Below are 25,700 nucleotides of genomic sequence, written 5' to 3'. Positions count from 1 at the left end.
AAAAAACCCTCAAGAACTGAGGGCTTTTTTGATCTGAACAGCTTTAAAATAGATTAAGCAGATTTTCTGGAGTTCACACGCCCCTGAATAACCGCTTTGACATTATTTTTTGCATAATGGAAGAACACTTTTAATGGCGAAAGTTTAGGGTTTGGCTTTTTACCTTCACCGATCGCTTTGAACTGAGCGGCATACCATAAAATTTCCATAATGGCCATTTTGTCCACCATTGGAATTCCTGTTTTAATCTGTTCAACCGCATAACGGACATCCTGACCTGCAATCAGACGGTCAGTCAGATCAGTTTCTACTGCCAGCGGACGGGCAATCCCGATAAACTCACAGGCACCACTGTCCAGCGCAGCATTCATGCCCGAAACTGTACGGAAACCACCTGTCACCATAATGTGGCATTTAACTTCCTTACGGACTTTTTCTGCAAAATCGAGGAAATATGCTTCACGTGCAATGGTACTGACTTTACGTTTATCTGCTTTTGCACCCGCCATTGCCGGTGCTTCATAAGTACCACCTGAGACTTCAATCAGATCAATGCCTGCATCATCAATTGCTTTAAAGACCTGAATCACTTCTTCTTCTGTAATACCACCACGCTGGAAATCTGCCGAATTCAGTTTGACTGAAACAATAAAGCTTTCTGAAGTTGCTGCACGGACTGCTTTATAAATCTCCAGCAGAAAACGCATACGGTTTTCTATGGAACCGCCCCACTGATCCTGACGCTTATTGGTCAAAGGAGACAGGAACTGACTGATCAGATAACCATGCGCACCATGAAGCTGAACACCTTCAAAACCGGCTTTTTCACAGATACGAGCAGCTTCAGCAAAACGATGGATAATATCCAGAATTTCTTCTTCACGAAGTTCACGTGGTGTACCAAAAGTCGTTGCCAGTAATGGACTGAATGGCACAGCAGATGCAGAAACAGTTTCTTTATTCAGCCCTTTTGGACACTGTCGTCCTGGATGAGACAACTGTATCAGCTGCACCATGCCATATTGTTTACCAATATCAGCCCATTTTTTCAGTGCAGGCAAATCACGCTCTGTCTCTACGACAACAACACCAGGTTCATTTTTCGCACGGAAATCCACCATGACATTGCCTGTAATGGCGCAGCCCAGTCCACCTTTTGCCCATGCCTCATATAACCCGAAGTGCAGATGGTTGGGTTGCCCTTCGTAGTTCGCCAGTGCCTCACTCATTGCACCTTTTATGATTCGGTTCTTGAATGTGACATTACGCACTGATATCGCTTCAGCAAGATGGCTCATGATGTATTCCTGTTTTTTATTTCTATAGAGTATTTACTCTAAATATTTTATTCGGTACGTCAAGTTATTTTTGACAATATATTATGTCAAGTTTGCGACTTTAAGTATACTGACTCGCCTCAATCAGCTTCTGGACATATTCAGTCTCAGGTGAACTGAACAGTTTTTCAGTTTCCTGGAACTCAATAACCTGGGCATGCCTCAGTACCAGTACCTTTTGGCACAGCGCACGAACCACCTGAAAATCATGACTGATAAACAGATAGGCAATATTGTGCTGTTCCTGCAGTTTTCGCAGCAACTGAACAATTGCACCCTGTGTAGTCCTATCCAGTGCAGATGTCGGTTCATCCAGAATCAGTAAATCAGGTTGCAGTACCAGTGCTCTTGCCAGAGCAATCCGCTGTCTCTGCCCACCCGAAAGTTCATGCGGGTAACGATGCAGAAAACTGACAGGCAGTTCAACTTCACCGAGAGCAACAGTCACAGCCTGTCTGATTTCTTCTACGGTCAGATTTTTCAGCCCGAGACCTTCACCAATAATCTGCTCCACGTTCATTCGGGGGTTCAGACTGCTGAACGGATCCTGAAAAACAATCTGGAAATTTTCTCTGAGTGGTCTTAACTCTTTTTCAGACAAACTGTTCAGTGAATGTCCTTTCAGAATGATCTCTCCCTGGCTTTTGATCAGTCTGGCAACAGCCAGTGCCAGTGATGATTTACCTGAGCCGCTTTCGCCCACAATTCCAATGGATTCTCCACGTGAAAGAGACAGATCAAGGGGTTCTACTGCTGTGAAATAATCCTGAACCCGATTCAGCCATCCACTTTTTAAAGGATACTTCACCTCAAGCTGATGCAATTCCAGTAAAGGCTCTGCATTGATCTGGGCCAGTGCAGAACCAAAGTTCTGATCAAGCAGATCCTGGGTATATGCCTGCTCTGGTGATGTAAATACCTGCTGGACTCTTCCCTGCTCAACCACTTCACCCTGACGCATGACAATCACCTGACTTGCATAACGCTTCACAAGTCTAAGATCATGACTGATCAGAATCATTGCCATATTACGGCTCTGTTGCAGGCTTTTCAGCAGATCAAGAATCTGTGCCTGTAAGGTTACATCCAGTGCAGTTGTCGGCTCATCTGCGATGAGAATTTCCGGATCCTGTGCCAGTGCCATAGCAATCATCACACGCTGACGCTGTCCGCCTGACAGCTCATGCGGATAGCAGCGTAATTTTGTTTCAGGCTTTACTATGCCGACATCTTCCAGCAGCTGTATCACTTTCTGTCTGACCTGCTGTCTGCTCATTCCCTGTAACAAAAGCATTTCACCGACAATTTTTTCAACTCGGTGCAAAGGATTAAGTGCCGTCATCGGCTCCTGGAAAATCATGGCAATTTTCTGTCCACGAATTTTCTCCAGTTCACGGGCTGACAGCTGAAGTAAATCCTGTTGCTCAAAAACAGCTGATCCCTCTATCTGTAAGTCCTCTGGAAGCAACCCCAGCAATGCCAGACTGCTGACAGATTTCCCTGAACCGCTTTCTCCAACCACAGCAACCGTTTCACCAGCCTTAAGCTGAAAACTCAGATCATGCACCAGAAATTGTTGCAGATGCTGAACGCTCAGATGTTCAACTTTCAGTAAAATCTCATTACTGACGTCGTGGGTCGAATGCATCACGTGTCGCCTCCCCAATATAAATCAATAATGACAGGACAATTGCCAGTGTAAAAAACCCGGATAATGCAAGCCACGGCGCGGTCAGGTTCTCTTTCCCCTGAAGCAACAGTTCCCCAAGTGAGGCAGCATCTGGAGGCAATCCATAACCTAGAAAATCCAGAGCAGTCAGTGCCGTGATATTTGCCGTTAGCATGAATGGCAACTGAGACAGACTGGAACTCATGGCATTGGGCAAAATATGCCTGAATATAATCTTCTGATTACTGACACCCAGTCCTTTTGCAGCGCGGACATAATCCAGATTCCTGGCACGTAAAAACTCAGCTCGAACCAGTCCAACCAACGCAGGCCAGCCAAACAGCAACATAATCAGAAACAGCCAGTAAACGCTGGGCGTAAACATACTGACCAGCACCATGACCATAAACAGCATGGGTAAACCACCCCATACTTCAATGATCCGCTGACCGATCAGATCCAGCCATCCACCATAATAGCCCTGCAAAGCACCAATGATCACACCCACCGTTGCAGATGCCAGTGTCAGTGCAAACCCAAACAGCAAAGACACCCGCAGACCATAAATAATCCTGGCAAGAACATCACGCCCCTGATCATCTGTTCCCAGCCAGTTCTGTGATGTGGGTTCAGAGGGTACAGGCACTGCTAGTTCCAGATTCGGTGTATTATAGGAAAAGCGGATCAGAGGCCAGACCGCCCAGCCATTGTCACTGATCAACTGCTGCACCACTGGATCTTTATAATCGGCTTCAGTTTCAAACACACCGCCAAAAGCCGTTTCAGGATAAGTTTTCAGAACTGGTACGTACCATGAGTTTTTATAACTCACCAGTAAAGGCTTATCATTGGCGATAAACTCTGCTGCCAGCGAAACGGTAAAAATAATACTGAACAGGATAAAACACAAATATCCAAGTCGGTTCTGTTTAAAACGCTGTAGACGACGCTGCATTAAAGGAGACATTATTTCATCTCCTGTGATTCAAAATTAATCCGTGGGTCAATGACCTGATACAGCACATCACTGACCAGTCGTAAAATTAAACCCAACAGTGTAAACAGAAATAATGTTCCAAAAATAACAGGATAATCACGCTGAGTAATCGCTTCAAAACCCAGCAGTGCCAAACCATCCAGATTGAAAATCACTTCAATGAACAGATTGCCGACAAAGAAAATTCCAACCAGTGCTTCAGGTAAACTTGCTATAACAATCAGCATGGCATTTCTGAATACATGCCCATACAGCACCCTGGATTCTGACAGACCTTTAGAGCGGGCAGCCAGGACATACTGACGGCTCAGTTCTTCCATAAATGAATATTTGGTCAGATAGGTCAAACCTGCAAAACCACCAATAACCATGGCAAATAAAGGCAAAGCCATATGCCAGAAATAATCAGCCACTTTACCCGACCAGCTCAGCTCATGAAAATTTTCTGAAACCAGTCCCTGTAAAGGAAACCACTGAAAATATGAACCGCCTGCAAAAAAAACAATCAGCAGTACTGCAAATACAAAAGAAGGAACCGCATATCCCACTGCAATCAACAGGGATGTGGATTTATCTGAGAAACTGCCGTGCTTTCTTGCCTTATGAATCCCCAAAGGAATAGAAATCATATAAATCAGCAAGGTACTCCATAACCCCAGTGATAATGACACAGGCAGTTTTTCCAACAACAGCTGAGTCACCGGCTTATCTTTAAAAAAACTGCTTCCAAAATCCAGGCTGAGATAGCTTTTCAGCATGATCCAGAAACGTTCATGAGCAGGTTTGTCAAAACCATACTGGGCTTTAATTTTTTCCACCATTTCAGGACTTAGCCCAATCGCACCCTGATAAGGTCCCTGAGGTGCAGATTCAGCACCTGTCCCCACACCCATTCCCTGAAATGCTTCTGCCTGCTGTATCGCCTGCTCCACTGGTCCACCAGGGGCAATCTGAACCACAATAAAATTGATCAGCAGAATAAAAAAAAGAGTCGGAATAATCAGCAGTAACCGCTTTAGAATGTATTTTCCCATCAACTTCCCCTGTTCTGCTGATTATTGTTTTCTTAAGTATGCAGAAACCCGCTTTGCCTGAGCTTCATCAACCCACCAGTAATCTATACCTGCATTCAGTTTTGGTCTGACTGCTGGCATACGGTACATATCCCAGTAAGCATACCAGTTTTCACCTTTGCCATAAGTCAGAATCTGGTAGTATCCGGCACGTAACAGTCGGTCCAGTACATGTGTTCTCTGTACAAGCTGCTGACGGTCTGGCGCACGGATCACCATCTGAATCACATCATCAATAACCGGGTTTTTAATTCCGGCATAATTGTAGTTACCTGGCTGATCTGCGGCAGAACTTCCCCAGAACTGTGCCTGTTCGTTACCTGGATTGAGCGACTGTGGCATCGCATCGGTGGTCATATCAAAATCAGCTTTACGTTTACGCTCAATATACTGAGGTACATCAACCTGACGTATGGACACCTGCACACCAAGACGCTTCATATTGCGGATGAAAGGCATCAGCGTTCGGGTCAGCCCATCCTGATGAATCAGAAACTCAAGTTTTACAGGTCGTTTCTTTTTATCCAGCAGTAGTCCCTGATGATAGGAATAACCCGCTGTCAGCAAAATCTGACGGGCTTTTAACAGACTGTTCCGATTAAACCCACTGGCATCAGACACTGGATACTGCCACTGACTGAGCACTCCCTGTCGCTGTAAGGGATGCAGTCTGTTCAGATACGGTTTCAGAATATTCAGCTCGCCTGCGGATGGCTTTCCTCTTGCTTCCAGCTCACTGTTACTGAAAACACTCTGCAAACGTTTGTACTGACCATAAAACAGAGCTTTATTCTGCCATTCGAAATCATAAGCAAGTGTCGCTGCCTGTCTGAAATAAATATCATCCATTGGCGCACGACGGGTATTGAAGACAAAACTCTGTGTGGTCACAGGATTCTGATGCTGAAACTTATATTTCACCACCATACCTGCTTTCACAGCAGGGAAATTATATTCAGTCACCCACTTTCGGGCAGTAAACTCTTCATGCAGCGTATACTGACCTGACTTAAACCCCTCAAAAGCAATATCCAGACTGCGGTAATAAACAAATTTCAGTCGGTCAAAATTATATTTACCTTGATTGACTGCCAGATGACGTCCCCAATAGGTAGGATTGCGCTTATAGGTAATACTGCGACCTGCATCAATCCGATCAATCAGATAGGGACCAGAACCCAGAATCGGAACCAAAGTCACTCTGGTAAAATCTTTCGTCTGCCAGTCCCGTTTCGAATAAATCGGCATCTGAGACAGAATCAGAGGCATTTCGGTATTATTGTCTGACTTAAATGTCATTTTGACCTGATGTCGGGACAATACTTCGGTTTTTTCCAGATCAGCCAGATACATCTGTAAACCAGGATTGGCTTTTGTCTGATAGGTATCAAAAGAAAATTTAACGTCTTCTGCGGTCAGGGCTGTTCCATCACTGAATTTTGCAGCAGGATTCAGATGAAAAATAACGAACTTGGTCTGTTCAGGATCATAAGTCACCTTTTCAGCCAGCAATGGATACATCACTGCTGCCTCATCCAGCGAACTGCTCATGAGTGTATCAAACAGATAATTCACCCCTTCTGTCGCAGTTCCTTTGCCATTCATGCTGTTCAGGTTATCAAAAGTTCCGACACCTGTCTGGCTGAGTAACCCACCCTTCGGTGCAACAGGGTTGGCATAAGGCATATGTGCCCTGCCTGAATACTGTGGGGTGGCATGGATGGCAATATACGGTGTGGTCTGTAAAGCTCCCCACCCCGTAACTGACAACAAAGGTAATCCCAACAGCAAGCTCAGTCTTGCTGCACTGGACAATGACATGAATGCGCTACTCCCTGCGGACTCAGAATAAAGGTTACAGGTTTGGAACTTTAATGACATCACCTATACGCAGTTGCGTATCTGTTTTTAAATCATTCATTTCCGCAAGCTGACCTGCATTGAGACCATATTTACCTGCCAGACCAATCAAGGTGTCTCCACGTTTGACCTTATATTCTTTCACTGTTTTAGGCAGTACGATGGACTGACCCACCTGTAAACCGGCACGTGGACTTAATCCGTTCAGTTCAGCCAGTGCCGCAACGCTCATTCCCGCACGGGCAGCAATCACATTCAGAGACTCACCAGACTTCACTGTATATTTATCCGTCTCGCGTGAAGATACCGCTGCTTTTTTAGGTGCAGACTCAGCTTTGTTTTCAGCTGATGGCACATCACCTTCAGTTTTCAGCTTCTGACCCACACGTACAGAGGCATTACGGGCTAAACCGTTCAGATCAGCCAGATAGCTCAGTTGCAGATGATATTTACGTGCAATACTGCCCAGGGTCTCACCTGATTTCACGGTATGAATCTCTGAACTGACTTTTTCATCGCTTTTATCGGCTTTACTGTCAGTTCTGGCATTCTGTTCTGGTACATCACCTGTCAGTTTCAGCTTCTGACCCACACGCAGACCTGCGTTACGGTTTATGCTGTTAAGACCGGCAATATCATCCATACTCAGATTGTATTTGGCTGACAGAGAAGTCAGGGTATCTCCTGACTGTACCGTATAAGTATCCGGTACAGTTGCGCCTGCCGGAACTTTCAGCACCTGACCTGCCTGTAAACCTTTTGCAGCTGAAAGACGATTCAGTTCAGTCAACTCAGAAACTGAAATTTTTGACTGACTGGCAATACTGTATAAGGTATCGCCACGCTGAACTCTGTAGCTCTCTGTTTTATAAGCAGGTTCAGATTTAGCTGTATCCACTCTGGATGTAACTTTTTCATCTGCTTTAGGTTCAGCTTCAACTTCATTCAACGGAACATTGATTTTTTGCCCCACCATAAGGCTGCTGCCTGCACTTAAACCAGGGGTCAGATCAGCAAGTTCCTGATTTGAAAGTGCATAACGGTCTGCAATCAGTTTCAGATATTCGCCACGCTTCACCACATAACTTTTCGTTTTGATTTTTGCAGTTTTTTCAGCAGGCTTCACTGAGTCAGCTTTCACTGAACGGCTGTCAGCAGCAGGCTCTTTCAGTGTCAGTTTCTGCCCGACATTAATCCCACTGGTTACAGAAAGATTATTATAGTCTGCAAGCTGTTTAACGCTCAGTCCAAACTGGCTGGCTACTCCGGTCAGACTGTCATTTGCCTGAACCACATAACTGTCCGGAACAGTTTTTTTAGCCGATGCTTCTGCACTGACCTGAGGTTTAGCATCATACAGATAAATACTGGTACCGACATACAGCGTCGAAGAAGGATCAATCTGGTTCCATTTCGCCACATCACGCCAGTTCACGCCATTTTTCATGGCAATCACCGCCAGCGTATCACCAGGCAATACAGTATAGGTACTGCGCTTGCCTTTCGGTGGAACCACCACAACTTCTGAATCTGTTTTTACAAAGTTTTTACCCTGATTACGTTTTGCCTCATCCGAGTCTGACTGGGTATTTTCTGCCACACCTTTAGGATATGAGAAACCTTTGGTCAACTCTTTACCCTGCTGATCTGCCACGGACTGACTGGTCTGAATAGCCGTCAGTTTAATTTTTCCATCGAATGGATCAACAATTTCAGTGCCCTGTGGTGCAATCTGTTTCAGTTCTGCCACCACCTGCTCCTGTTCTGCTTTTGAAGCAACAGGACGCAACACTTCGTCTACGGATTTAGTCTGTCCTTCTGCACGAACAGCAGCCTGAATCTGCTCACGCTCTGCCACCGAAATTGGAGGTTCAACCTTAACCGGCTGGACATTTGTTGCCTGTGTAACAGCAACAGGAATACGTGGTGCGCTCGGCACATCAGAACCTGAAGCAAATGCAGCCAGTGCAGCTGAACCCTGCGGTGTCTGCACAGGACGTGAAGACGCTGTGAGCGCTTTGCCAGGTTCAGTTTTAGCAGTAACTGCAACAGCTGGTTTAGTATTGGTTGCTGCAATGGCAGGCGGTGTTGTTTTAGATGGTAAAATCACTGCACCACCCATTGCAGGTGGTGTGGATGCAGATGGATTTACAGTGGTACTTGCCCACAGACTGCCTGACGATGACGACTTCAGACCTTTCAGTTTTGCATCAGTGGCTGGACTTAAATCAGCAGGAATCAGAATACGCATTGGACTTGCAGCATCAATCTGTTCACCACGGTGTCCAGGGTTCAGTGCGTACAGTTCTGCACGACTCAGACCTGTTACAGCCGAAATATCATTCAGACTGACAGCTCCAACAGAAATTTCCCTGAAGTGAGGACGGTTGGCAATCGGCGGTAAACTTACGCCATAAGCATTCGGATTTTTAATAATCTGAGCCACTGCAAGGAAACGCGGCACATAGTTCATGGTTTCCTGAGGCAATTTCAGTGACCAGTAATCGGTAGGCAGTCCTGCCGCACGGTTACGGTTGATTGCCTGCTGAATCCGACCAGGCCCTGCATTATAGGCAGCTAAAGCTAGCTCCCATGAACCAAACTGGTTGTACAGACTGCCCAGAAACTCATAAGCTGCACGGGTAGATTCAACCACATCACGACGTCCATCGTATGAACCTGTCTGGCGCAGACCATAAATACGACCCGTACTTGGAATAAACTGCCAGAGACCTGCTGCGGCTGCGCTACTTGTTGCCGCAGGGTCATAAGAACTTTCAATCACCGGTAACAGTGCCAGTTCAGTCGGCATACCACGGCGTTCAGCTTCTTTTACAGTATGATAAAGATAGCGTGATGCACGCGCACTCAAACGTTCGATGTAAGGCTGACGTGAAGCAAACCAGCCACGTTGCGCTTCAATTCGCGGATCCCAGTGATTCAGATCCATTTTAAAACCAACCGTCATCCGTTTCCAGACATCACCATGTTTCAGAATCTGAAGGCGGTCTCCTTCCACTGCACGCATATCGGTTGCAGACAGCAGATCTTCCAGTCCATCCAGACCACTGGCGTCCATCATGCCTGAGCCAGCCATTTTTGATTTGGAAGTTTTAGATGCGCCAGGTGAGGATGTACATCCCGTCGTGAGCCCCAGAGCAGCAATTGCAGACCCTAATACAGTAATTTTAAAAAGTGCAGAGACTGAAGGCTGCCACAGAAGCGTGGTTGGTTTATACATAAGAAATCCAGACAACTCGTATAAATTTATTTTTTAGATATGCCATTGTAGTGAAGCATGTCGGAGACACAAGGCAATAATTCAGCCCTATTTCAGTATAAATGTTACAAGAAATTAAAAAATAAGCACTCGATACACTTCCTGAGTGCAATTGCGTTATACAATACAGCACTCTTTTTTGTTTCAGCAGATCCTCTGGAAAATAAAATATGTCTCAGACCATCACACTTTATGTTGACGGCGCATGTCGTGGCAATCCTGGCTTAGGTGGCTGGGGAGCTTACATCATTACGGAAACAGAAGAACACAAACTGTGTGGTGGCGAGCCTGAAACAACCAATAACCGTATGGAGCTGACCGCTGCCATTGAAGGTATCCGTTTCTGCCCTGCCGATGCCAGCCTGATTATGTGGACGGACTCCAGTTATGTGCAGAAAGGCATTACCGAATGGATTCATGGCTGGAAAAAGAAAAACTGGAAAGATGTTAAAAACCCTGATTTGTGGAAAGAGCTTGATGCCCTCTGCCAGGGTCGTCAGATTGAATGGAACTGGATCAAAGGTCATGCAGGTCATGCAGGCAACGAAATGGCTGACCAGCTTGCCAATCTGGGAGCTGATAAAACCCAGGCGCAGATGCAGACTGACTCAAAAAAAAAATCTGAACCCGACTGGTTACTGGACGACCCCTTCGGACTTGATCTGACCGATACCGATGACTCTGCTGAATCAGAAATACCTGAAGACATTGAAGAACAGGATGAAATCAGTGAAGTCCTGTCTGCTGATGCTGAAGAAACATCTGAAACCAATCCATCAGTTGCAGCACACCCTCACATTGTCATTACACCTGCCAGAACCGATCTAAGCGGTCCACGGCAGCTGATTCTGGATACAGAGACAACAGGTTTTTATTTTCAGGACACTGACCGGATCATTGAGGTGGGTGCCATTGAAATGATTAACCGGAAACTGACCGGTAGCTCTATTCATATTTATATCAATCCTGAAAAACCGGTCGGTGACTCTGAAGCCATTCACGGTATTACAGATGATTTCCTGAAAGATAAACCGAAATATGCAGAAATTTCAGATGTTCTGTTTGACTATCTGAAAGGTGCGGAAATTATTGCCCATAACGCCACCTTCGATATGAACTTCCTGGATATGGAGTTCAGACGTGCAGGTTTACAGGCTTTATCAGAAGTCTGTGAAGTGACCGACACATTGGCAATGGCAAAATCCAAGCATCCAGGACAGAAAAATTCACTCGATGCCTTAGTCCGTCGTTATGAGATTCCTCAGCGCGACCGTACTTTCCACGGCGCATTACTGGATGCCGAAATTCTCTCCGATGTCTATCTGGCAATGACCGGTGGACAGGTCTTACTGGATATTGATGCATCTTCCTCCGAAGAAAATAATGGATCAGGTCACCGCAGACAGGTGGAAATTGAATTACCCGTGATCCTGCCATCTGCAGATGAACTGGAGGCACATGAGAACTGGGTCAAACAATATGAAGAAAAGCATGGAGAACCCTGCTTTTTTGCCAAATAAAATCTGCACTTTTTGTGTTTTTTTGTATTTAAACATCCGACAGTTAAGTTATAGTTGAATGCAAACCGTCATGCCTGAATTTCAGGCGACAGTAAAACAGATAAAACACTAGGAAAGGTGCAGATACATGTCTTACCAAACCTCAATTCATTTTGATCCGACTGCATTGCTGATAATAAAAAATGAGGTTGATAACTCAATCAAGCTGGTGGAATCAGCTGTGAGTGCCCTGGCAGAAGACCAGACCTTACCTTTCGGAATTGATGACGCATTAAACCAGTTTGAACAGTGTGCTCAGGTTCTTGCATTGATTGACATGCAAAGCCTGGCAAAAATTGCACAGTATTCAGCTGAACTCATGCGCAGAATCATGGCAAACCCGACTCAGATCAACACCGATGAAGTGGTTGCGCTCAGTGAAGGTACAACCATGCTGCGTCGCTATATCGAATTCATCTGTCTGCGCGAAGTCAAGATTCCACAGTTTCTGCTAGATACCCTGAACCGCCTGGAACGCACGCTTGGTAAACCGATCACCTCTGAAGGTCAGCATATCGAATCACTGCTGGACTGTATCACTCCAGAATTCTCACTGCCGACGCCACCAGTACTGGAAAAATCACAGTATGTACACCGTCTGTATAAACTGTCTTTGAACCGACTGATCAAACAGGAAGAGTCCGAGTTCGATCTACAGGCACTTAAAGTGGTTGGTGCTTACCTGGCAGCTGTTTCAACTGAACATACTTCAGGTAAATACTGGAACCTTGTTTATGTTGCATTTGAACAGATTGAAAATTTACTGCTGAATGAACCCCGTCTGCGCACGCTGATCAGTATTGAACGGAATATCGCAGAATATTTCAGCGCACCTGAAACATTCAAAGCAGAAATTCAGGATTTAGCCAACATCCTCAGTCTGTGCATCAGCCAGGAAGACAGTATTTCTGAACATATCCGTCAGCAGCTGAACATTGGCGATGACATGCTGACAGACACACAGTTACAGGTCTTCAGCCGTCAGCTGTATGGTCCTGATTTTGATACCATGCATACCATCAGCAATCTTGTGACTGATGAAATGGCTCAGATCAGAAATGATATTGAATACAACTATCAGAACATGTCTCCTGAAAAAACAGTTGAACTTCAGGACAAACTGAAAGGCATGGCCAATATTTTCCGTGTCCTCAACCTGAATGAAGCCTGCAATGACCTTTTCCGTCAGGCAGAATCATTGAATCAGGCTGAAGTGCTCAAAGATGAAGGCTTCGCACAGCAGCTGATGAACTGCATCCTGTCTGCAATGAACTCCATTGGTGTTCTTGAGCGCCACCATACGTCCAGCCGTTTACAGTTACGTGTAAACAACATGAATATTTCACTGGATCGCCTGGATGATGCTCATGCCACATTACTGACGGAAACAAAAACCCAGATCGAAAACAGCAGTCAGCAACTTGTACAGTACCTTCAGGACCACAACCTGAAAGCTCTGGAGCAGATGCCTGCACAGCTGGCTGAAGTCAGTGGAGCACTGTTGTTCCTGAACGCTCAGGATGGACAGAAAGCTCTGAAAACTGCATCAAATTTTGTTCAGGACAAAATTGCAGCTGAAGCTGTTATTTCTGCTGAAGAAATCAATCATCTGCTCGACACGCTTGCCAGTGCCGACATGTTAATTGACAATTTAAAGAACAAACAGCCTGTCCTGCGCTCGATGTTTGATGTAGCATTGGTCAGTAGCGAAAAACTGAAAACTGTAGCCTGATGACTGAACTCTCACTTGCTTATCTGTTCCAACAACAACAACTGCTGGTCGATGAAAACTTTCAACTCCCTAGAGTTGAAAGACTGGCAAGTGATTTAAATCTTAATACGGGTGATCAGGTGATTGCCCGTGATCTTCAGGAACATGAACCCATCCCTGAGGGTTTTCAGCTAGTTCCTATCCGACAGCTCCTTCCACTCTGGAACACACAGCAGTTTGAACATGCCAGCCGTGCCATTCAGTTACTGGAATGGCGTCGCAATCATAAATTCTGTAGTCACTGTGGTCATGAGACCGAAGTACATCCCACCGAATATGCCATGGTCTGCCCTGCATGCAGATATCATCAGTACCCACGGGTTCAGCCTTGTGTCATAACAGTCATTACCCGCGGTGATAATGAAATCTTACTGGCAAAAAATGCCCGTAATAAAAGCAATATGTATGGTCTGATCGCAGGTTTCGTTGAGGTCGGTGAAACACTTGAAGAAGCAGTGCGCCGTGAAACTGAAGAAGAAGTCGGTTTAAAACTGAAAAATATTCAGTACCTGGCAAGTCAGCCCTGGCCTTTTCCAAGTAACCTGATGCTGGCTTTTAAAGCAGAGTATGCTGCGGGTGAAATCGTGCTTCAGGAAGATGAAATCAGTGAAGCACAGTTCTTTAAATTTGATGAACTGCCTGAAATTCCATTTAAAGGCAGTATTGCTTATGCCATGATCATGCATGTCACTCAGGGGCATCCTGTTGCAGATGACACCCGTGAATGGCTGTAATCAATCCATCTGACGCAGTTCTGTTAAAACATCCATAAGCATTTTTCGGGTCTGAAAATAACGGCTGAACAGCGTCGAAACAGACCCCATCACTGTCAGATGTCCAGTTTTGGGTACATCCAGAATCTGACTGTGATTACCCTTTTCTTTCAGCATCTGATCCAGATCGACCGCATTGCTGCGATGAACAATTCTGTCATTTTCAGCAGTGAACAGATAATGTCTGATGGTATTGCTTTCAACAAAATAAAAAGGCATAACCTGCTGAAACGGCACCTGCTGATCAAATGCATCTTCACACAAAGGATCACCTTTATAGTCAAAATGATAAGGTCCTGCCAATCCAATCACAGCACGGATTTCAGTTTTACAGATCAACTCATAAGGCTTTGGGTTGTACAGCGCAGACATAATATTGAAAGCACCCGCTGAATGCCCCATCAATACAATTTTCTGTGCACTGATTTTCAGACGCTGTTTTTGCTGTGCCAGATAGTTCAGAGCCAGAGTCAGGTCATCCACAGAACTTGGAAAAATATGCTGTGGCGCTAGATGATAATTAATGACTGCCACATCAAAACCTTCACGGGCAAAAGACTCACCGACAAAGCGGTAATCCTTTTTGTCACCATGTGACCACGCACCGCCATGCACAAAAACAATCAGAGGATTTTCACCTTTCTGCTCTGACGCATACAGATCAAGACGGTGTCGGGCTTTCAGTCCATAAGCAACATTGTGCTGTACACTGTATCCTCTACGCGGAGTCAGCCTGTTCAGCGCATAACTGCCTGCATCATACAGACGAAAATCCCTGTACAGGGATTTTGCCTTTTCTACACGATTTTTCAGTAATGCTGCAATCTGTTGAATCTTATTGAACATTGCTTGGTTCAGCCTGATCAGGATCAATGGCAACAGGCGTCTGCACATCAGGTACCGCGTTCATCATCGGTGTTGCTACAGTCCCAGACACAGTTGACTGTCGCTGATCAATATTATCCACTAAAGTTACAATGCGGGTGACATTGCCAACCCGCTGCAGGACCTGATTCAGATCATCCACTTCAGCATTGTTCAGTCGTCCCATCACATAAAGTACACCATCTTCAGTATGTACACGGACTTTACTGTCAGAAACAACCGCAGCTTTCATAATCAGACCACGTGTGTTTGCTGTTACTGTTGTGTCCTGCATAATGGTTGAATAACCAATCTGATCGCCAACCGTTATATAATTATGTACGGTCTTTACATCACTCATTGCACGAACATTATCTTCTGCCAGCTGCTTCAGATGCGCATCAGGCACCTGCCCGGTCAGCAGAACATTACCGTGAAAACTTTCAATATTGATACGCGACTGTTTGAATCTTGCATCCAGTTTATACAGATTGATTTTCGCAGTTCTTTCAATGGAAGAATCAATAAAAACCTGCCCCAGCGAACGTGCGCCACTTTCTGTCCCTACAGGTGCAGAACCAGTACCACCGGAAATAAAACTTGCACAGCCTGATAAACCTGCTACGCACAACACTGTCATTGCAATATGCTTAAACACTCAGCAAGACTCCTAATGATTTAAACCAAATTATTTTATATTTCAGACTTTGGTCTGGATGATGATTAGAGATTAATAAACTCCAGATCAAAAGTAAAAGCATTTTCAATCCATTGCAGATCATAAGGGAAACTGGAAAAGTGATACTGTACTGTTTTTGCAAATTGTTGAGAAAAATCAAAACAAATCACATCAAATCGACAATAAAAGTCAGCATATTGTGGATTTTTCTGTAGAAAGTACAATGCCGTTTTCATCAGTTTACGCTGTTTTGATAAAGTCACCACCTCAGATGCATGACCATAAGCCGTTGCTGACCTTGCTTTGACTTCCACAAAAATCAGATCCTGCTGCTGCTCAACAATAAGATCCACTTCGCCATTTCGTGAATGATAATTTACAGCGACGACCTGAAAGCCTTTTGCTTCAAGAAATTTACGGGCTTCCAGTTCAGCCCATTGCCCCATTTGCATTTTCATTGGAATTTTACAGCTCATTATTTATTTTAATTTTTTCACAACAGCTTCATGATAAAGCCTCAAGCAACGGGATTCATTTCCCATGATACAGTCCAATTCAGGTAGAATAACCCTTTTACGGTCAGTTAAAAATCAACTGACTGAAATACCATCCTGTGCAGGGAGAAATTGCATGAATGCCCAGTTGTTTGTTGTGTCCACCCCCATCGGGCATCTTGATGATATCACCTATCGCGCAGTCGAAGTCCTTAAATCTGTACAGATTATTGCTGCTGAAGACACCCGTACTTCTGCTCAGTTGCTGAAGCATTTTAATATTTCCACACCACTGACTGCCTGCCATGATCACAATGAAAGCAACAAAACAGATCAGCTGATCCAGCGTATTTTAAACGGTGAAAATATGGCACTGATCAGTGATGCAGGTACTCCTCTGATCAGTGATCCTGGGTTTAAACTGGTCCGTGCAGCTCAACAGCACCAGATTCGTGTCGTTCCTGTACCTGGAGCCTGTGCTGCAATCGCTGCACTGAGTTCTGTGGGACTTCCAAGTGACCGCTTCAGCTTTGAAGGATTTCTACCCTCCCGACAGTCACAGCGCATTGCAGCCCTTGAAAAACTCAAAGATGAAACTCAGACGCTGATTTTCTATGAAGCACCGCACCGTATTCTTGAATGTGTAAAAGATATGGCAACCGTTTTTGGCGCTGAACGCCCTGTCGGTTTTGCCCGTGAAATTACCAAGACCTTTGAAACCATAAAAAAAATGTCACTGTCTGAACTGGTCAGCTTTATCGAAAATGATCATCATCAGCAAAAAGGTGAAATTGTGCTGGTGATTGGTGGTGCAACTGAACAGAAAGACCTTGAACAGGAAGCACTGGATAAACTGCTGCTTCGCCTGTTACAGGATTTATCGGTTAAAGCAGCATCACAACTTGCAGCAGACCTGACAGGTATTAAAAAGAAAGTGGCTTACCAGCGTGCGCTTGAACTGACAGACAAAAAACAGGACTGATTTTTTATATCTGAACTTCAACCTGTTTACTTTACCTATTGACTAACTTTCAGTAAGAGGCTGTAGATATATCACTCAACGTTGTTTTTCAAACAGCAAACTGTTCCTGAAACAAAAAAATAAAAAAGCATCACCGTAGTGATGCTTTTTTATTAATCCTCAGCAGATGCGTCTGGAGGAACTTCAGTAATCTTGCCGCCTCTGGCAAGAAAAGCAGCCACTTCATCTTCGAGTGCCTGACGCTGCTTCAGCTTTGCTGTTACAGTCAGTGTTTCAGCTTCTGCCATATCACCTTCAGCAGCGCTATCTTCAGCGCTACCAGCGCCTTTTTCAGCAGCCTGTGCTTCATCCTCATCTACAGTTGAGTCTTCTGCGTCATCGTAATCGTTCATATCCGTCATCTTTCATTTCCCCTCAGACTTGCCCAGTATAAAACTGGTTCCGAATTACGAAGAAATTTATCAATCTCTTTGCATTTCGCATAGAGTAAAATGCAAAAAAAACGTATTTTTTTTGATCAAAAACGTAATTAAAGTTAAATGAATGGCTAAAATTCAACAATTTCAGGAAATCGCATAGCGTGTATGACTCAGTGAAGACAGTCCATTTGCCTGAGCCATAAACGTATCCTTGAGAATTTCATGCTGTTCAACCTGCTTCAAAGCAAAATTACGTGCCCAGACCACAGGAAAAATTTGTGCAGTTTCCGTCCAGCCAATGATGGACATACTGTGCATCATGGCATCGTTCTGACCTTTGCGCTGATGCTCATAACGCTTCAGTGTCTGTTCATGTGCCCACACACCACGCTTTAAGTCATGCAGCAGAACATCACACAGCACAGCAGCATCCAGACAGCCTATATTGACCCCCTGACCTGCAAGTGGGTGAATCACGTGAGCTGCATCACCAACCAGTGCCAGACCTTCTGCAATATACCGTTTTGCAGCGCGAGCCTTTAATGGAAATCTTACTTTGGAAGTGGCTTCAACGACTCCCCCCAGCATGTGGTGGCTCTGTTCAGTAATCAGCTGACAGAATGCTTCATCACTTAAAGCGGCATATTCTTCTGCAAAGTCATCCGGCAAAGTCCACACAATGGATTGCCAGTAACCATTCTCAGCAGCATCAAGACCTGCCATAGGCAAATAAGCCAGTGGACCTGTTTCAAGAAATATCTGTCTGGCTACGTGTAAATTTGGTTCGCGGGTGCGGATGGCACAGGTCAGACCCGCCTGTTGATAATCCAGTACATCCAGTTCAATAAACGCCTGATCACGTACAAATGAGTTAGCGCCGTCTGCACCGATCAGCAGTTTTGTTCTGAGTTCAGTGCCATCAGCCAGCACTATATGCCAGACACCGACACCTCTCTCAACACGGATAACTTTTACCTGCGTTCTGTAATCACGGATCTGCTCCAGCAGCTGTTGCTGTATCGCAAGATTCAGAATACTCGGTTCAACCATTGAACCGAGTGTCTGCTCAGGTGCGGGTGTCAGTTCAGATGACTGACCAAAATTAATCTCACCGTAGCCGTTTTTATTCCACACCTGCATACCGCTGTATGGCATCTGGCGTTTCAGACCTTCCCAGACTTTTGCTGTTTTTAACAGATGGATTGTTGCCTGACTCAGTGCAAGCACTCGTGGATTTGAAACTGACAGTACACTTTGCTCATCCAGTACAGGGGCAGCATCCAGTACCGTGACCTCTACTCCACCCTGAGCAAGCAACAATGCAGTCAGACCACCCACAAGTCCACCACCAATTACCACTGCATCCAGTATATCCTGACTCATGCTTTCAACCCCATCGCATAGTTTGCCACCAGAGGTTTAATCCCTGGAATCACGTCAAAAGCCACCAGTCCTGTATTTCTGATCAGTTTAAGGACTGGGTTCTGATTACTGAATCCACGTACCACAGAATCACAGAACTTAATCACACGCTGCTGGTCGGTCAGTCTTGATTTTTCATAATCGAGGAGCATTGATGCATCACCTAAATCAGCACCAGCATTCACCTTCTCTTTTAAATAACGCAGTAATACATGAGCATCACGCATACACAGATTAAAACCCTGACCTGCGACCGGATGAATGGTATGAGCTGCATTACCCATTAAAACCACACGTCCTACCGCCTGTTTCTCAGCAAGAACCTGAGACAGTGGGAAACTGAACCGTTTACCGGTTTTCTGGAATTTACCCGCACGGTCTCCATAGGTTTGCTGTAAAGCATCCAGAAAATGCTGATCATTTTCATCCCCCAGCCATTCACCTTCTGTCCCTTTAGGCACAGGCCAGACCACCGAGCGACGGTATTCTCCCGGCAATGGCAACAGAGCCAATGGTCCTAAATGGCTGAACCGTTCAAAACCGACATGATGATGCGGCTTCGAAGTCTGTACTGTGGTGACAATCGCTACCTGATCATAGTCATGTACCGAAGCACCAATACCCAAAGCTTTACGACAGAATGAATCACGACCATCAGCTGCGATCACAATTTTAGCCTGCAGTCGGAGTGCTTTTTCACCACGCTGAGCTTCAATAAAGGCATGATCTGTATCCTGCGTTAATGATGTGACCTGTACACCATCAATCAGTTCAATCAAAGATTCTTTTTTTACTTCAGTCAGCAGTACCCGTCCCAACCAGGCGTTTTCAATCACCTGTCCAAAACTTTCAACTTTTTCCTGTTCTGCTTTTAAACGTGCCTTACCAAAACTGTCCTGTTCAGTAATATTGACTTCCAGGATAGGCGTTGCATGTTCCTGTAAAGCATCCCACAGACCCAGCTCCTGATAAATCTGTACCGTACGGCGTGACAGCGCACTGTTTCGAGCATCAAAACTTGAGTGATAAGGAGCAAGATCTGCATCATCATAATCAGGGTATCTGATCGCTTCGAGTAGCTTTACGCCAATTTTTGCTTTTGCCAGCATCAGTGCCAGACTGAGTCCGACCATACCACCACCCACAATGATGACTTCTTGTTGCATGCCTTGATCCTTCCATACGTATCCAGTCGGGCTGGACACTGATAATCTTGATTGAATTTATCTTACCGCAAAGTCATTTATTTTTATAATGAAATAGCACTGATGCTCTTAAGATGATGAAATCCTGATACTTTGAATAAAAACCGGACTGAAAAAACTGTTTTTTATCAAAAAGCCAGTGCAGCTTTTATAATCTGAAATAAACTGTGAATCGAACCACAACGACCCAATATGATATTTCATATTCAATCCTCATTTTCCTCAAGAATAAAAACAAACAACCAATTGATAATATTAAAAATAAAATCCATTTAGATTATATTGCACTGCTTTCAGACAATGTTCAGTGATTAACTGAAAGTGCATCATCTTTATTTGATAAAATCACGACAGTAATCAAAAAAGACCAGGACGATTTTTAATGAATATTCTCATTCGGGATGAACAACCAGCAGATATTCAAAGCATTGAAGAACTGACCAGAGCTGCATTTTTAAATGAAGAACACTCCAGTCATACTGAACAGTTTATTGTGAACAGTCTTCGTAAGAACGGGCAGCTCAGCATTTCCTTAGTCGCAGTTGAAAATGACGTTATTGTTGGTCATGTTGCCATTTCTCCCGTAAGTATTTCTTCAGGTGAAACAGGATGGTACGGTTTAGGTCCCATCTCTGTCTGTCCTGATAAACAAGGTCAGGGAATTGGATCACTTTTGATGCATGCATCACTGGATAAATTAAAACAATCCGGTGGAAAAGGCTGTGTTTTACTGGGAGATCCTGCTTATTACAGCCGTTTTGGTTTTAAATCCTATCCTGATCTTAATTTACCTGGTGTACCCCCTGAGTATTTTCAGGCACTCAGTTTTACTGACCATATCCCCCAGGGCAATGTCACTTATCATAAAGCCTTTGAGGCAACTGAATAGAACTTAAGCGAAGACTTCCGTACTGAAAACATCTGACACAGAGATCTTAGTCAATAAAACAGTAAGAAAATGATGGGAAATCAAGAATTTTTACTCTGCTCCCAGATAAAACCCAGTCAGTTTTGTACGCCTGGACGTACAGCGATTCAGGACTTTGGCGAATATACAGATCAACATCAATTTTCTATCATGGGGATATAGAGAGCAGGATGCTCCAGACAAAAATAAGAAAAGACAGCAATGGACATGCAGGTTCGACAGGAGTCAGACCAAAGCATCAAATACGTAAAAAAGCCTGACAGGATGTCAGGCTTTTTTATTGATGATTATGCTGAAAAATTATGCTGAATCAGACTTTTAAATATTTTCTGCGACAAAAATAACTGACTCGACACATAACCACTGACTTTCGGCAGACCATCATACATTTCATTAACATGCCGATGATAAAACACATGCCCTACAGCTTCAGGAAGCTGAGTTGAATCCGCTAAATTCATCGCGGGGACAAATGCAAATCGAGTAAATGGCGCAACCCACATCACACCAAATACAGGCTTTGCACAGGACTTACAAATCCCGCGATTCACCGCAGGTGGCGCACGAAATTTTTTAAATTCAACAGAGTCTGCTTCAAGCAATTTGACCGATTTTTCAGGGAAAATCACCACATCGGCAAAAGGCTTTTTATAAATGTCCTGACAAATCTGGCAGTGACAGATGAACCGAACTAATGGCGTACCCTCAACGCTAAAAGTAGATTGTCCACATGTGCAACTGCCTTGCTGAATGATAGGCGTATTTTTCATCATATTTCTTTACACTCCTTTATTCAGTATCCAGGTCTGCTTGATTCACCCAGTTCGAATGAAAACCTAAAGGAATATGCGTTGGTAGCTCAATGATTGCTACAGGTTCTTGTGTAATATCTTTTGCATCCAGAATCACCACTTTACTGTTTTTGCAGTCGATTGAATGTACATAAGACATTAACCAACCATCATCTTCAGTTTGAGCATGATCATTTGGAATAAAAATTACTTCACCTGTCACATAACTATCACCATAGTAATGTTGAGTGGTTTTTGAAGATTCTAAATCATGCTTTAACAGGTAATTCTCATGAATATCTGTCGGATTGCCCGGCTTACCTTCTTCACCTAAAGTAATCGTATAGGCATAACGGTATGGTTTTCCTGACAAACATTCATTAAAACGTGGGAATTCCTGAGGTGTGGTCGAAATAACCGTACGCTTGATTTCACCTGTTGCATATTGCAAATGCCAGCGTTCAAAACGTACCACTTGACCATCCGATGGACCTTGAATGGTGTTTTTAAAGGTTTCGTCATGCACCGCAGCATCTAAAATCACATCGCCATTTTCCAGATCATAAGCATTACAGCTGTGGAAAATAAAACATGGATCGACATTGAACCAACGGATTTCATCCGCATTACTGTTTTTAGGCAATAAGCCAATTCTTGCCTGATGTTGCTCATTCCATTTATATGGAAAATCAGCGCCACGCATGATATTTGACATTGAGAATGTAATCGGTAAATCAAAAATCACCATTTTACTCGCCGTCATATTGCAGTCATGCATCATTGGACCATGCTGTACAGGAATGCTGACACGGTTTTTCAGTTTTCCATCTTGATCAATCACGTGATAATGAATTTGATTCATCACCAATGCATCGTAGCAAATCGCATGCAAGTCACCTGTTTCATGGTCTTTATGCGGATGCGCTGAAAATGCAAATTTTTCGTCATCATTAAATAAACGATAACGCACACTGTTCAGCTCAGCATCCATTTCCACAGGAAGCGGTCCTGCTTCAACGATCGTCCAGATTTTCCCTGCATGCCCAATAATATTGGTATTGGTAATGTCTGCTACGCCACGTGGGTTGCCCTCGATGCGAGGACGTTTTAATTTGTCATGAACTTGATGCGTGCCAACATAGCGACTTTTACACCACAGTGCTTGACCATCTTTAAGGCGCAATCCATGTACCATGCCATCGCCAATAAACCAGTTATACAGCGTTGGATTTTTCACTTCCAATGGGTTTGGCCCCATGCGCAAGAAGAGACCATCAAGCTGTTTTGGAATCGTCCCAATCACGTTGAAATCATGATGAACGGATTCAGCGACAGGTGCAAAAGGGCCTTTTAGAAAGGGGTTATCATCCGCATAAGGGATGCGTTTTTTTGCAAGTTCGGCAAAGAAATTCAGAGTTCCCATGGCGAATCTGTTATTGGCTAGGTTATTCATGAAACTTGACATAATCAGACAATCCTTTTTGAGTTTTTATTGCTTGTTTCGTATAATTACTTCAATGTGTACAGCAGTCACATTTAATTTATAACATTAATGTTCACGGTGTCAACATTGAATAAAAAAATCGTCGATTCAATTTCAACGTATCATCATGGCAATCTGCGTGAAACTTTATTGACGCAAGGCTTGATTTTATTGGAGTCTTCTCAGGGAACTGAGTTCAGTATGCGTGAATTGACCCGAATTATTGGCGTTTCTGCAAATTCCGTTTATCGGCATTTTGCCAATAAAGAAGAATTATTGATCGCGATGGCGATTCATGGTTTTGAAAAATTATTAACTTTACAAGGGCAATCCATCCAACAGGCGCAGGATGCTAAGCAAGGATTTATTCTGTCTGGGAAACAATATATTTATTTTGCGATCAAGCATCCTGCGCTGTTTCGTTTAATGTATGGTCGTTTTGCTGTGACTCAAGCCGATGAGAATTTAAAAGCGATGGCAAATCTGGCTTATACAGGGATGCTATATGCGATTGCCAACACCTTAAATGTATCTGTAGATGATGCCAGAGCCAAAGTGCTTGCAGTTAAATCATGGAGTGTGGTGCATGGTTTAAGTCATTTACTGGTCGATGGTCAGTTTGATGACCTGTCTGAGATTGACCGTGAAAATATGATTGATCAGGTTTTGGCGACACTGGAAACGGGTTGATTTTTAAAAAACTGAGCTGACATGAAAAATTTTATAAATAAAAAGCCGGTCATCTGACCGGCTTTTTATTTCATTTCAGATTATTTCGCCATTAAGGCTTCAATCTCTTCTACAGATTTCACTACCGCAGCTGTTAAAACACGTGGACCATTTTCTGTCGCCACCACATCATCTTCAATACGGATACCGATACCACGCCATTTCACATCCACCGTTTCATCATCCGGTGCGATATACAGACCTGGCTCCACGGTGACAACCATACCCTCTTCATAGGCACGCCATTCACCATCCAGTTTGTATGTACCTACATCATGCACATCCATGCCAAGCCAGTGCCCTGTACCATGCATATAAAACTGACGATAAGCTTCTTTTTCAATAATTTCATCGATGTTGCCCTGCATAATACCAAGATCAAGCAAGCCCTGAACCAGGATACGTACAGCTACGTTATGCGGCTCTTTATATGAATTTCCAATCTGAACCGCATTGATCGCAGCAATCTGCGAATCCAGAACCACGTTATACAGCGCTTTCTGTTCAGAACTGAACTTACCGTTGACCGGAAAAGTACGGGTAATGTCAGAGGCATACAGCTGATACTCGCAGGCTGCATCAATCAGTACCAGATCACCGTCTTTCAGCACTTTATCATTTTCAACATAATGCAGAATGCAGGCATTTTCCCCACCACCCACAATGCTGTTATAAGACGGTACACAGCCGTTTTTACCAAAAATATAATTGAGTTCAGCTTCCAGAGCATATTCCATCATGCCTGGTTTTACAGTCTGCATCGCACGGGTATGCGCTTCTGCGGAAATATCAGATGCAATCTGCATCAGTTCCAGTTCCTGCTCGGTTTTATGCAGGCGAAGCTCATCAATAATACGGTCCAGCTGTACAATCTTAGCAGGTGCTGAAGTACCACGTCTGGATTCACCACTGGCTTTTGCAATCCATCCTGCGACACGCGCATCAAAGGCAGCCTGCTGACCAATACGATAAAAAAGTTTCGCCTTGTTCTGAAGTTTTTCCTGAATTTCCTCATCCAGCAGATCTATCGCATAGGCTTCATCTGCTTCAAAGTCATCCACAGCACCATCCACACCGGCACGGTAGCCATTCCAGATTTCCATTTCACGGTTACGTTCACGGCAGAACAGACTGTAGGTATAACCCTCATCTATGGATTCGTAAGTTTCAATGACAGCAACTGCCTCAGGTTCTGCAAATCCCGTCAGCCAGAAAAAACTGCTGTCAGCACGGAATTTATAATCGGCATCGCGGTTACGCATGGCAACAGGACTGGTTGCAATGACGGCAATACTGTGGGGACCCATTTCTTCAGCAAGGCGGTCGCGACGTTCCTTAAAATCTGCCTGAGTCAGTTTCTTCATTAAAGCACTTCATCATTTTTA

Annotated in this window: 21 protein-coding genes; 6 read left to right on the top strand and 15 right to left on the bottom strand. The window is 44.2% G+C overall.

Annotated features, from left to right (window positions below; translation table 11 throughout):
- Positions 1–53: 53 nt before the first annotated feature.
- From CDG60_RS06075 to CDG60_RS06050, 6 genes are all read right to left on the bottom strand, one after another.
- Positions 54–1,298, bottom strand: a complete 1,245-nt coding sequence (locus CDG60_RS06075; protein ID WP_087513207.1) for an NADH:flavin oxidoreductase/NADH oxidase family protein — start codon at positions 1,296–1,298, stop codon at positions 54–56.
- 100 nt (positions 1,299–1,398) lie between these two features.
- Complete coding sequence (locus CDG60_RS06070) at positions 1,399–2,985, bottom strand: ABC transporter ATP-binding protein (protein ID WP_087513208.1); 1,587 nt, start codon at positions 2,983–2,985, stop codon at positions 1,399–1,401.
- Positions 2,960–3,973, bottom strand: coding sequence for an ABC transporter permease (locus CDG60_RS06065; RefSeq protein WP_087513209.1), 1,014 nt, complete (start codon positions 3,971–3,973; stop codon positions 2,960–2,962). Before CDG60_RS06065 ends, CDG60_RS06070 begins: the two co-directional genes overlap by 26 nt.
- Positions 3,973–5,037, bottom strand: coding sequence for a microcin C ABC transporter permease YejB (locus CDG60_RS06060; RefSeq protein ID WP_087513210.1), 1,065 nt, complete (start codon positions 5,035–5,037; stop codon positions 3,973–3,975). Before CDG60_RS06060 ends, CDG60_RS06065 begins: the two co-directional genes overlap by 1 nt.
- A 21-nt stretch (positions 5,038–5,058) precedes the next feature.
- Positions 5,059–6,897 (bottom strand): extracellular solute-binding protein, encoded by a 1,839-nt coding sequence (locus tag CDG60_RS06055; protein WP_087513211.1) that lies wholly within the window; start codon positions 6,895–6,897, stop codon positions 5,059–5,061.
- A 34-nt stretch (positions 6,898–6,931) separates the two neighbouring features.
- Positions 6,932–10,177 carry a LysM peptidoglycan-binding domain-containing protein gene (locus tag CDG60_RS06050; protein ID WP_087513212.1) on the bottom strand — a complete coding sequence of 1,082 codons (3,246 nt, stop codon included), beginning with the start codon at positions 10,175–10,177 and terminating at the stop codon, positions 6,932–6,934.
- A gap of 209 nt (positions 10,178–10,386) precedes the next feature.
- On the opposite strand from CDG60_RS06050, the gene dnaQ reads away from it, so the two are divergent.
- The 3 genes from dnaQ to nudC all read left to right on the top strand — a co-directional run bounded on the left by dnaQ (position 10,387) and on the right by nudC (position 14,280).
- Positions 10,387–11,736 carry a DNA polymerase III subunit epsilon gene (dnaQ, locus tag CDG60_RS06045; protein ID WP_087513213.1) on the top strand — a complete coding sequence of 450 codons (1,350 nt, stop codon included), beginning with the start codon at positions 10,387–10,389 and terminating at the stop codon, positions 11,734–11,736.
- A 127-nt stretch (positions 11,737–11,863) separates the two neighbouring features.
- A complete protein-coding gene (locus tag CDG60_RS06040; RefSeq protein ID WP_087513214.1) occupies positions 11,864–13,507 on the top strand; it encodes a chemotaxis protein in 1,644 nt (547 codons plus the stop codon).
- Positions 13,507–14,280 (top strand): NAD(+) diphosphatase, encoded by a 774-nt coding sequence (nudC, locus tag CDG60_RS06035; RefSeq protein WP_087513215.1) that lies wholly within the window; start codon positions 13,507–13,509, stop codon positions 14,278–14,280. The genes CDG60_RS06040 and nudC overlap by 1 nt, the downstream gene beginning before the upstream one ends.
- Here the strand turns inward: nudC and CDG60_RS06030 are convergent, their stop codons facing one another.
- From CDG60_RS06030 to CDG60_RS06020, 3 genes are all read right to left on the bottom strand, one after another.
- Complete coding sequence (locus CDG60_RS06030) at positions 14,281–15,165, bottom strand: alpha/beta hydrolase (RefSeq protein WP_087513216.1); 885 nt, start codon at positions 15,163–15,165, stop codon at positions 14,281–14,283.
- Positions 15,155–15,841: a BON domain-containing protein gene (locus tag CDG60_RS06025; protein WP_087513217.1), complete on the bottom strand. Its 687-nt coding sequence runs from the start codon at positions 15,839–15,841 to the stop codon at positions 15,155–15,157. Before CDG60_RS06025 ends, CDG60_RS06030 begins: the two co-directional genes overlap by 11 nt.
- Positions 15,842–15,906: 65 nt before the next feature.
- Entirely contained in the window at positions 15,907–16,320 is a 414-nt protein-coding gene (locus tag CDG60_RS06020) for a YraN family protein (protein WP_227542936.1), read from the bottom strand.
- Between the two features lie 172 nt (positions 16,321–16,492).
- Between CDG60_RS06020 and rsmI the strand changes: the two genes are divergently transcribed.
- Entirely contained in the window at positions 16,493–17,338 is an 846-nt protein-coding gene (rsmI, locus tag CDG60_RS06015) for a 16S rRNA (cytidine(1402)-2'-O)-methyltransferase (protein ID WP_087513218.1), read from the top strand.
- 152 nt (positions 17,339–17,490) lie between these two features.
- On the opposite strand, the gene CDG60_RS06010 is transcribed toward rsmI, so the two are convergent.
- From CDG60_RS06010 to CDG60_RS06000, 3 genes are all read right to left on the bottom strand, one after another.
- Entirely contained in the window at positions 17,491–17,739 is a 249-nt protein-coding gene (locus CDG60_RS06010; protein ID WP_087513219.1) for a hypothetical protein, read from the bottom strand.
- 162 nt (positions 17,740–17,901) lie between these two features.
- Complete coding sequence (locus tag CDG60_RS06005) at positions 17,902–19,140, bottom strand: FAD-dependent monooxygenase (protein ID WP_087513220.1); 1,239 nt, start codon at positions 19,138–19,140, stop codon at positions 17,902–17,904.
- The gene (locus CDG60_RS06000) at positions 19,137–20,345 is read right to left on the bottom strand and encodes an FAD-dependent monooxygenase (protein ID WP_087513221.1); all 1,209 of its coding nucleotides are present in this window, start codon (positions 20,343–20,345) and stop codon (positions 19,137–19,139) included. Before CDG60_RS06000 ends, CDG60_RS06005 begins: the two co-directional genes overlap by 4 nt.
- 421 nt (positions 20,346–20,766) lie before the next feature.
- On the opposite strand from CDG60_RS06000, the gene CDG60_RS05995 reads away from it, so the two are divergent.
- Positions 20,767–21,273 (top strand): GNAT family N-acetyltransferase, encoded by a 507-nt coding sequence (locus CDG60_RS05995; RefSeq protein WP_087513222.1) that lies wholly within the window; start codon positions 20,767–20,769, stop codon positions 21,271–21,273.
- A 326-nt stretch (positions 21,274–21,599) separates the two neighbouring features.
- Here the strand turns inward: CDG60_RS05995 and CDG60_RS05990 are convergent, their stop codons facing one another.
- Together CDG60_RS05990 and CDG60_RS05985 are read right to left on the bottom strand one after the other, a co-directional pair.
- The gene (locus CDG60_RS05990; RefSeq protein WP_087513223.1) at positions 21,600–22,085 is read right to left on the bottom strand and encodes a GFA family protein; all 486 of its coding nucleotides are present in this window, start codon (positions 22,083–22,085) and stop codon (positions 21,600–21,602) included.
- A 16-nt stretch (positions 22,086–22,101) separates the two neighbouring features.
- A complete protein-coding gene (locus CDG60_RS05985) occupies positions 22,102–23,568 on the bottom strand; it encodes a carotenoid oxygenase family protein (protein WP_087513224.1) in 1,467 nt (488 codons plus the stop codon).
- A 96-nt stretch (positions 23,569–23,664) separates the two neighbouring features.
- Between CDG60_RS05985 and CDG60_RS05980 the strand changes: the two genes are divergently transcribed.
- Positions 23,665–24,276 carry a TetR/AcrR family transcriptional regulator gene (locus tag CDG60_RS05980; protein WP_087513280.1) on the top strand — a complete coding sequence of 204 codons (612 nt, stop codon included), beginning with the start codon at positions 23,665–23,667 and terminating at the stop codon, positions 24,274–24,276.
- An 80-nt stretch (positions 24,277–24,356) separates the two neighbouring features.
- Here CDG60_RS05980 and pepP read toward each other — a convergent pair whose 3' ends face one another.
- On the bottom strand, positions 24,357–25,679 hold the full coding sequence (gene pepP, locus CDG60_RS05975; RefSeq protein ID WP_087513225.1) for a Xaa-Pro aminopeptidase: 1,323 nt from the start codon (positions 25,677–25,679) through the stop codon (positions 24,357–24,359).
- Positions 25,680–25,700 lie beyond the last annotated feature (21 nt).

This window comes from Acinetobacter chinensis (genome assembly GCF_002165375.2).
Taxonomy (GTDB): domain Bacteria; phylum Pseudomonadota; class Gammaproteobacteria; order Pseudomonadales; family Moraxellaceae; genus Acinetobacter; species Acinetobacter chinensis.
Note: the sequence above shows the minus strand (reverse complement) of the source record. Positions and strands in the feature narration are given on the sequence as shown.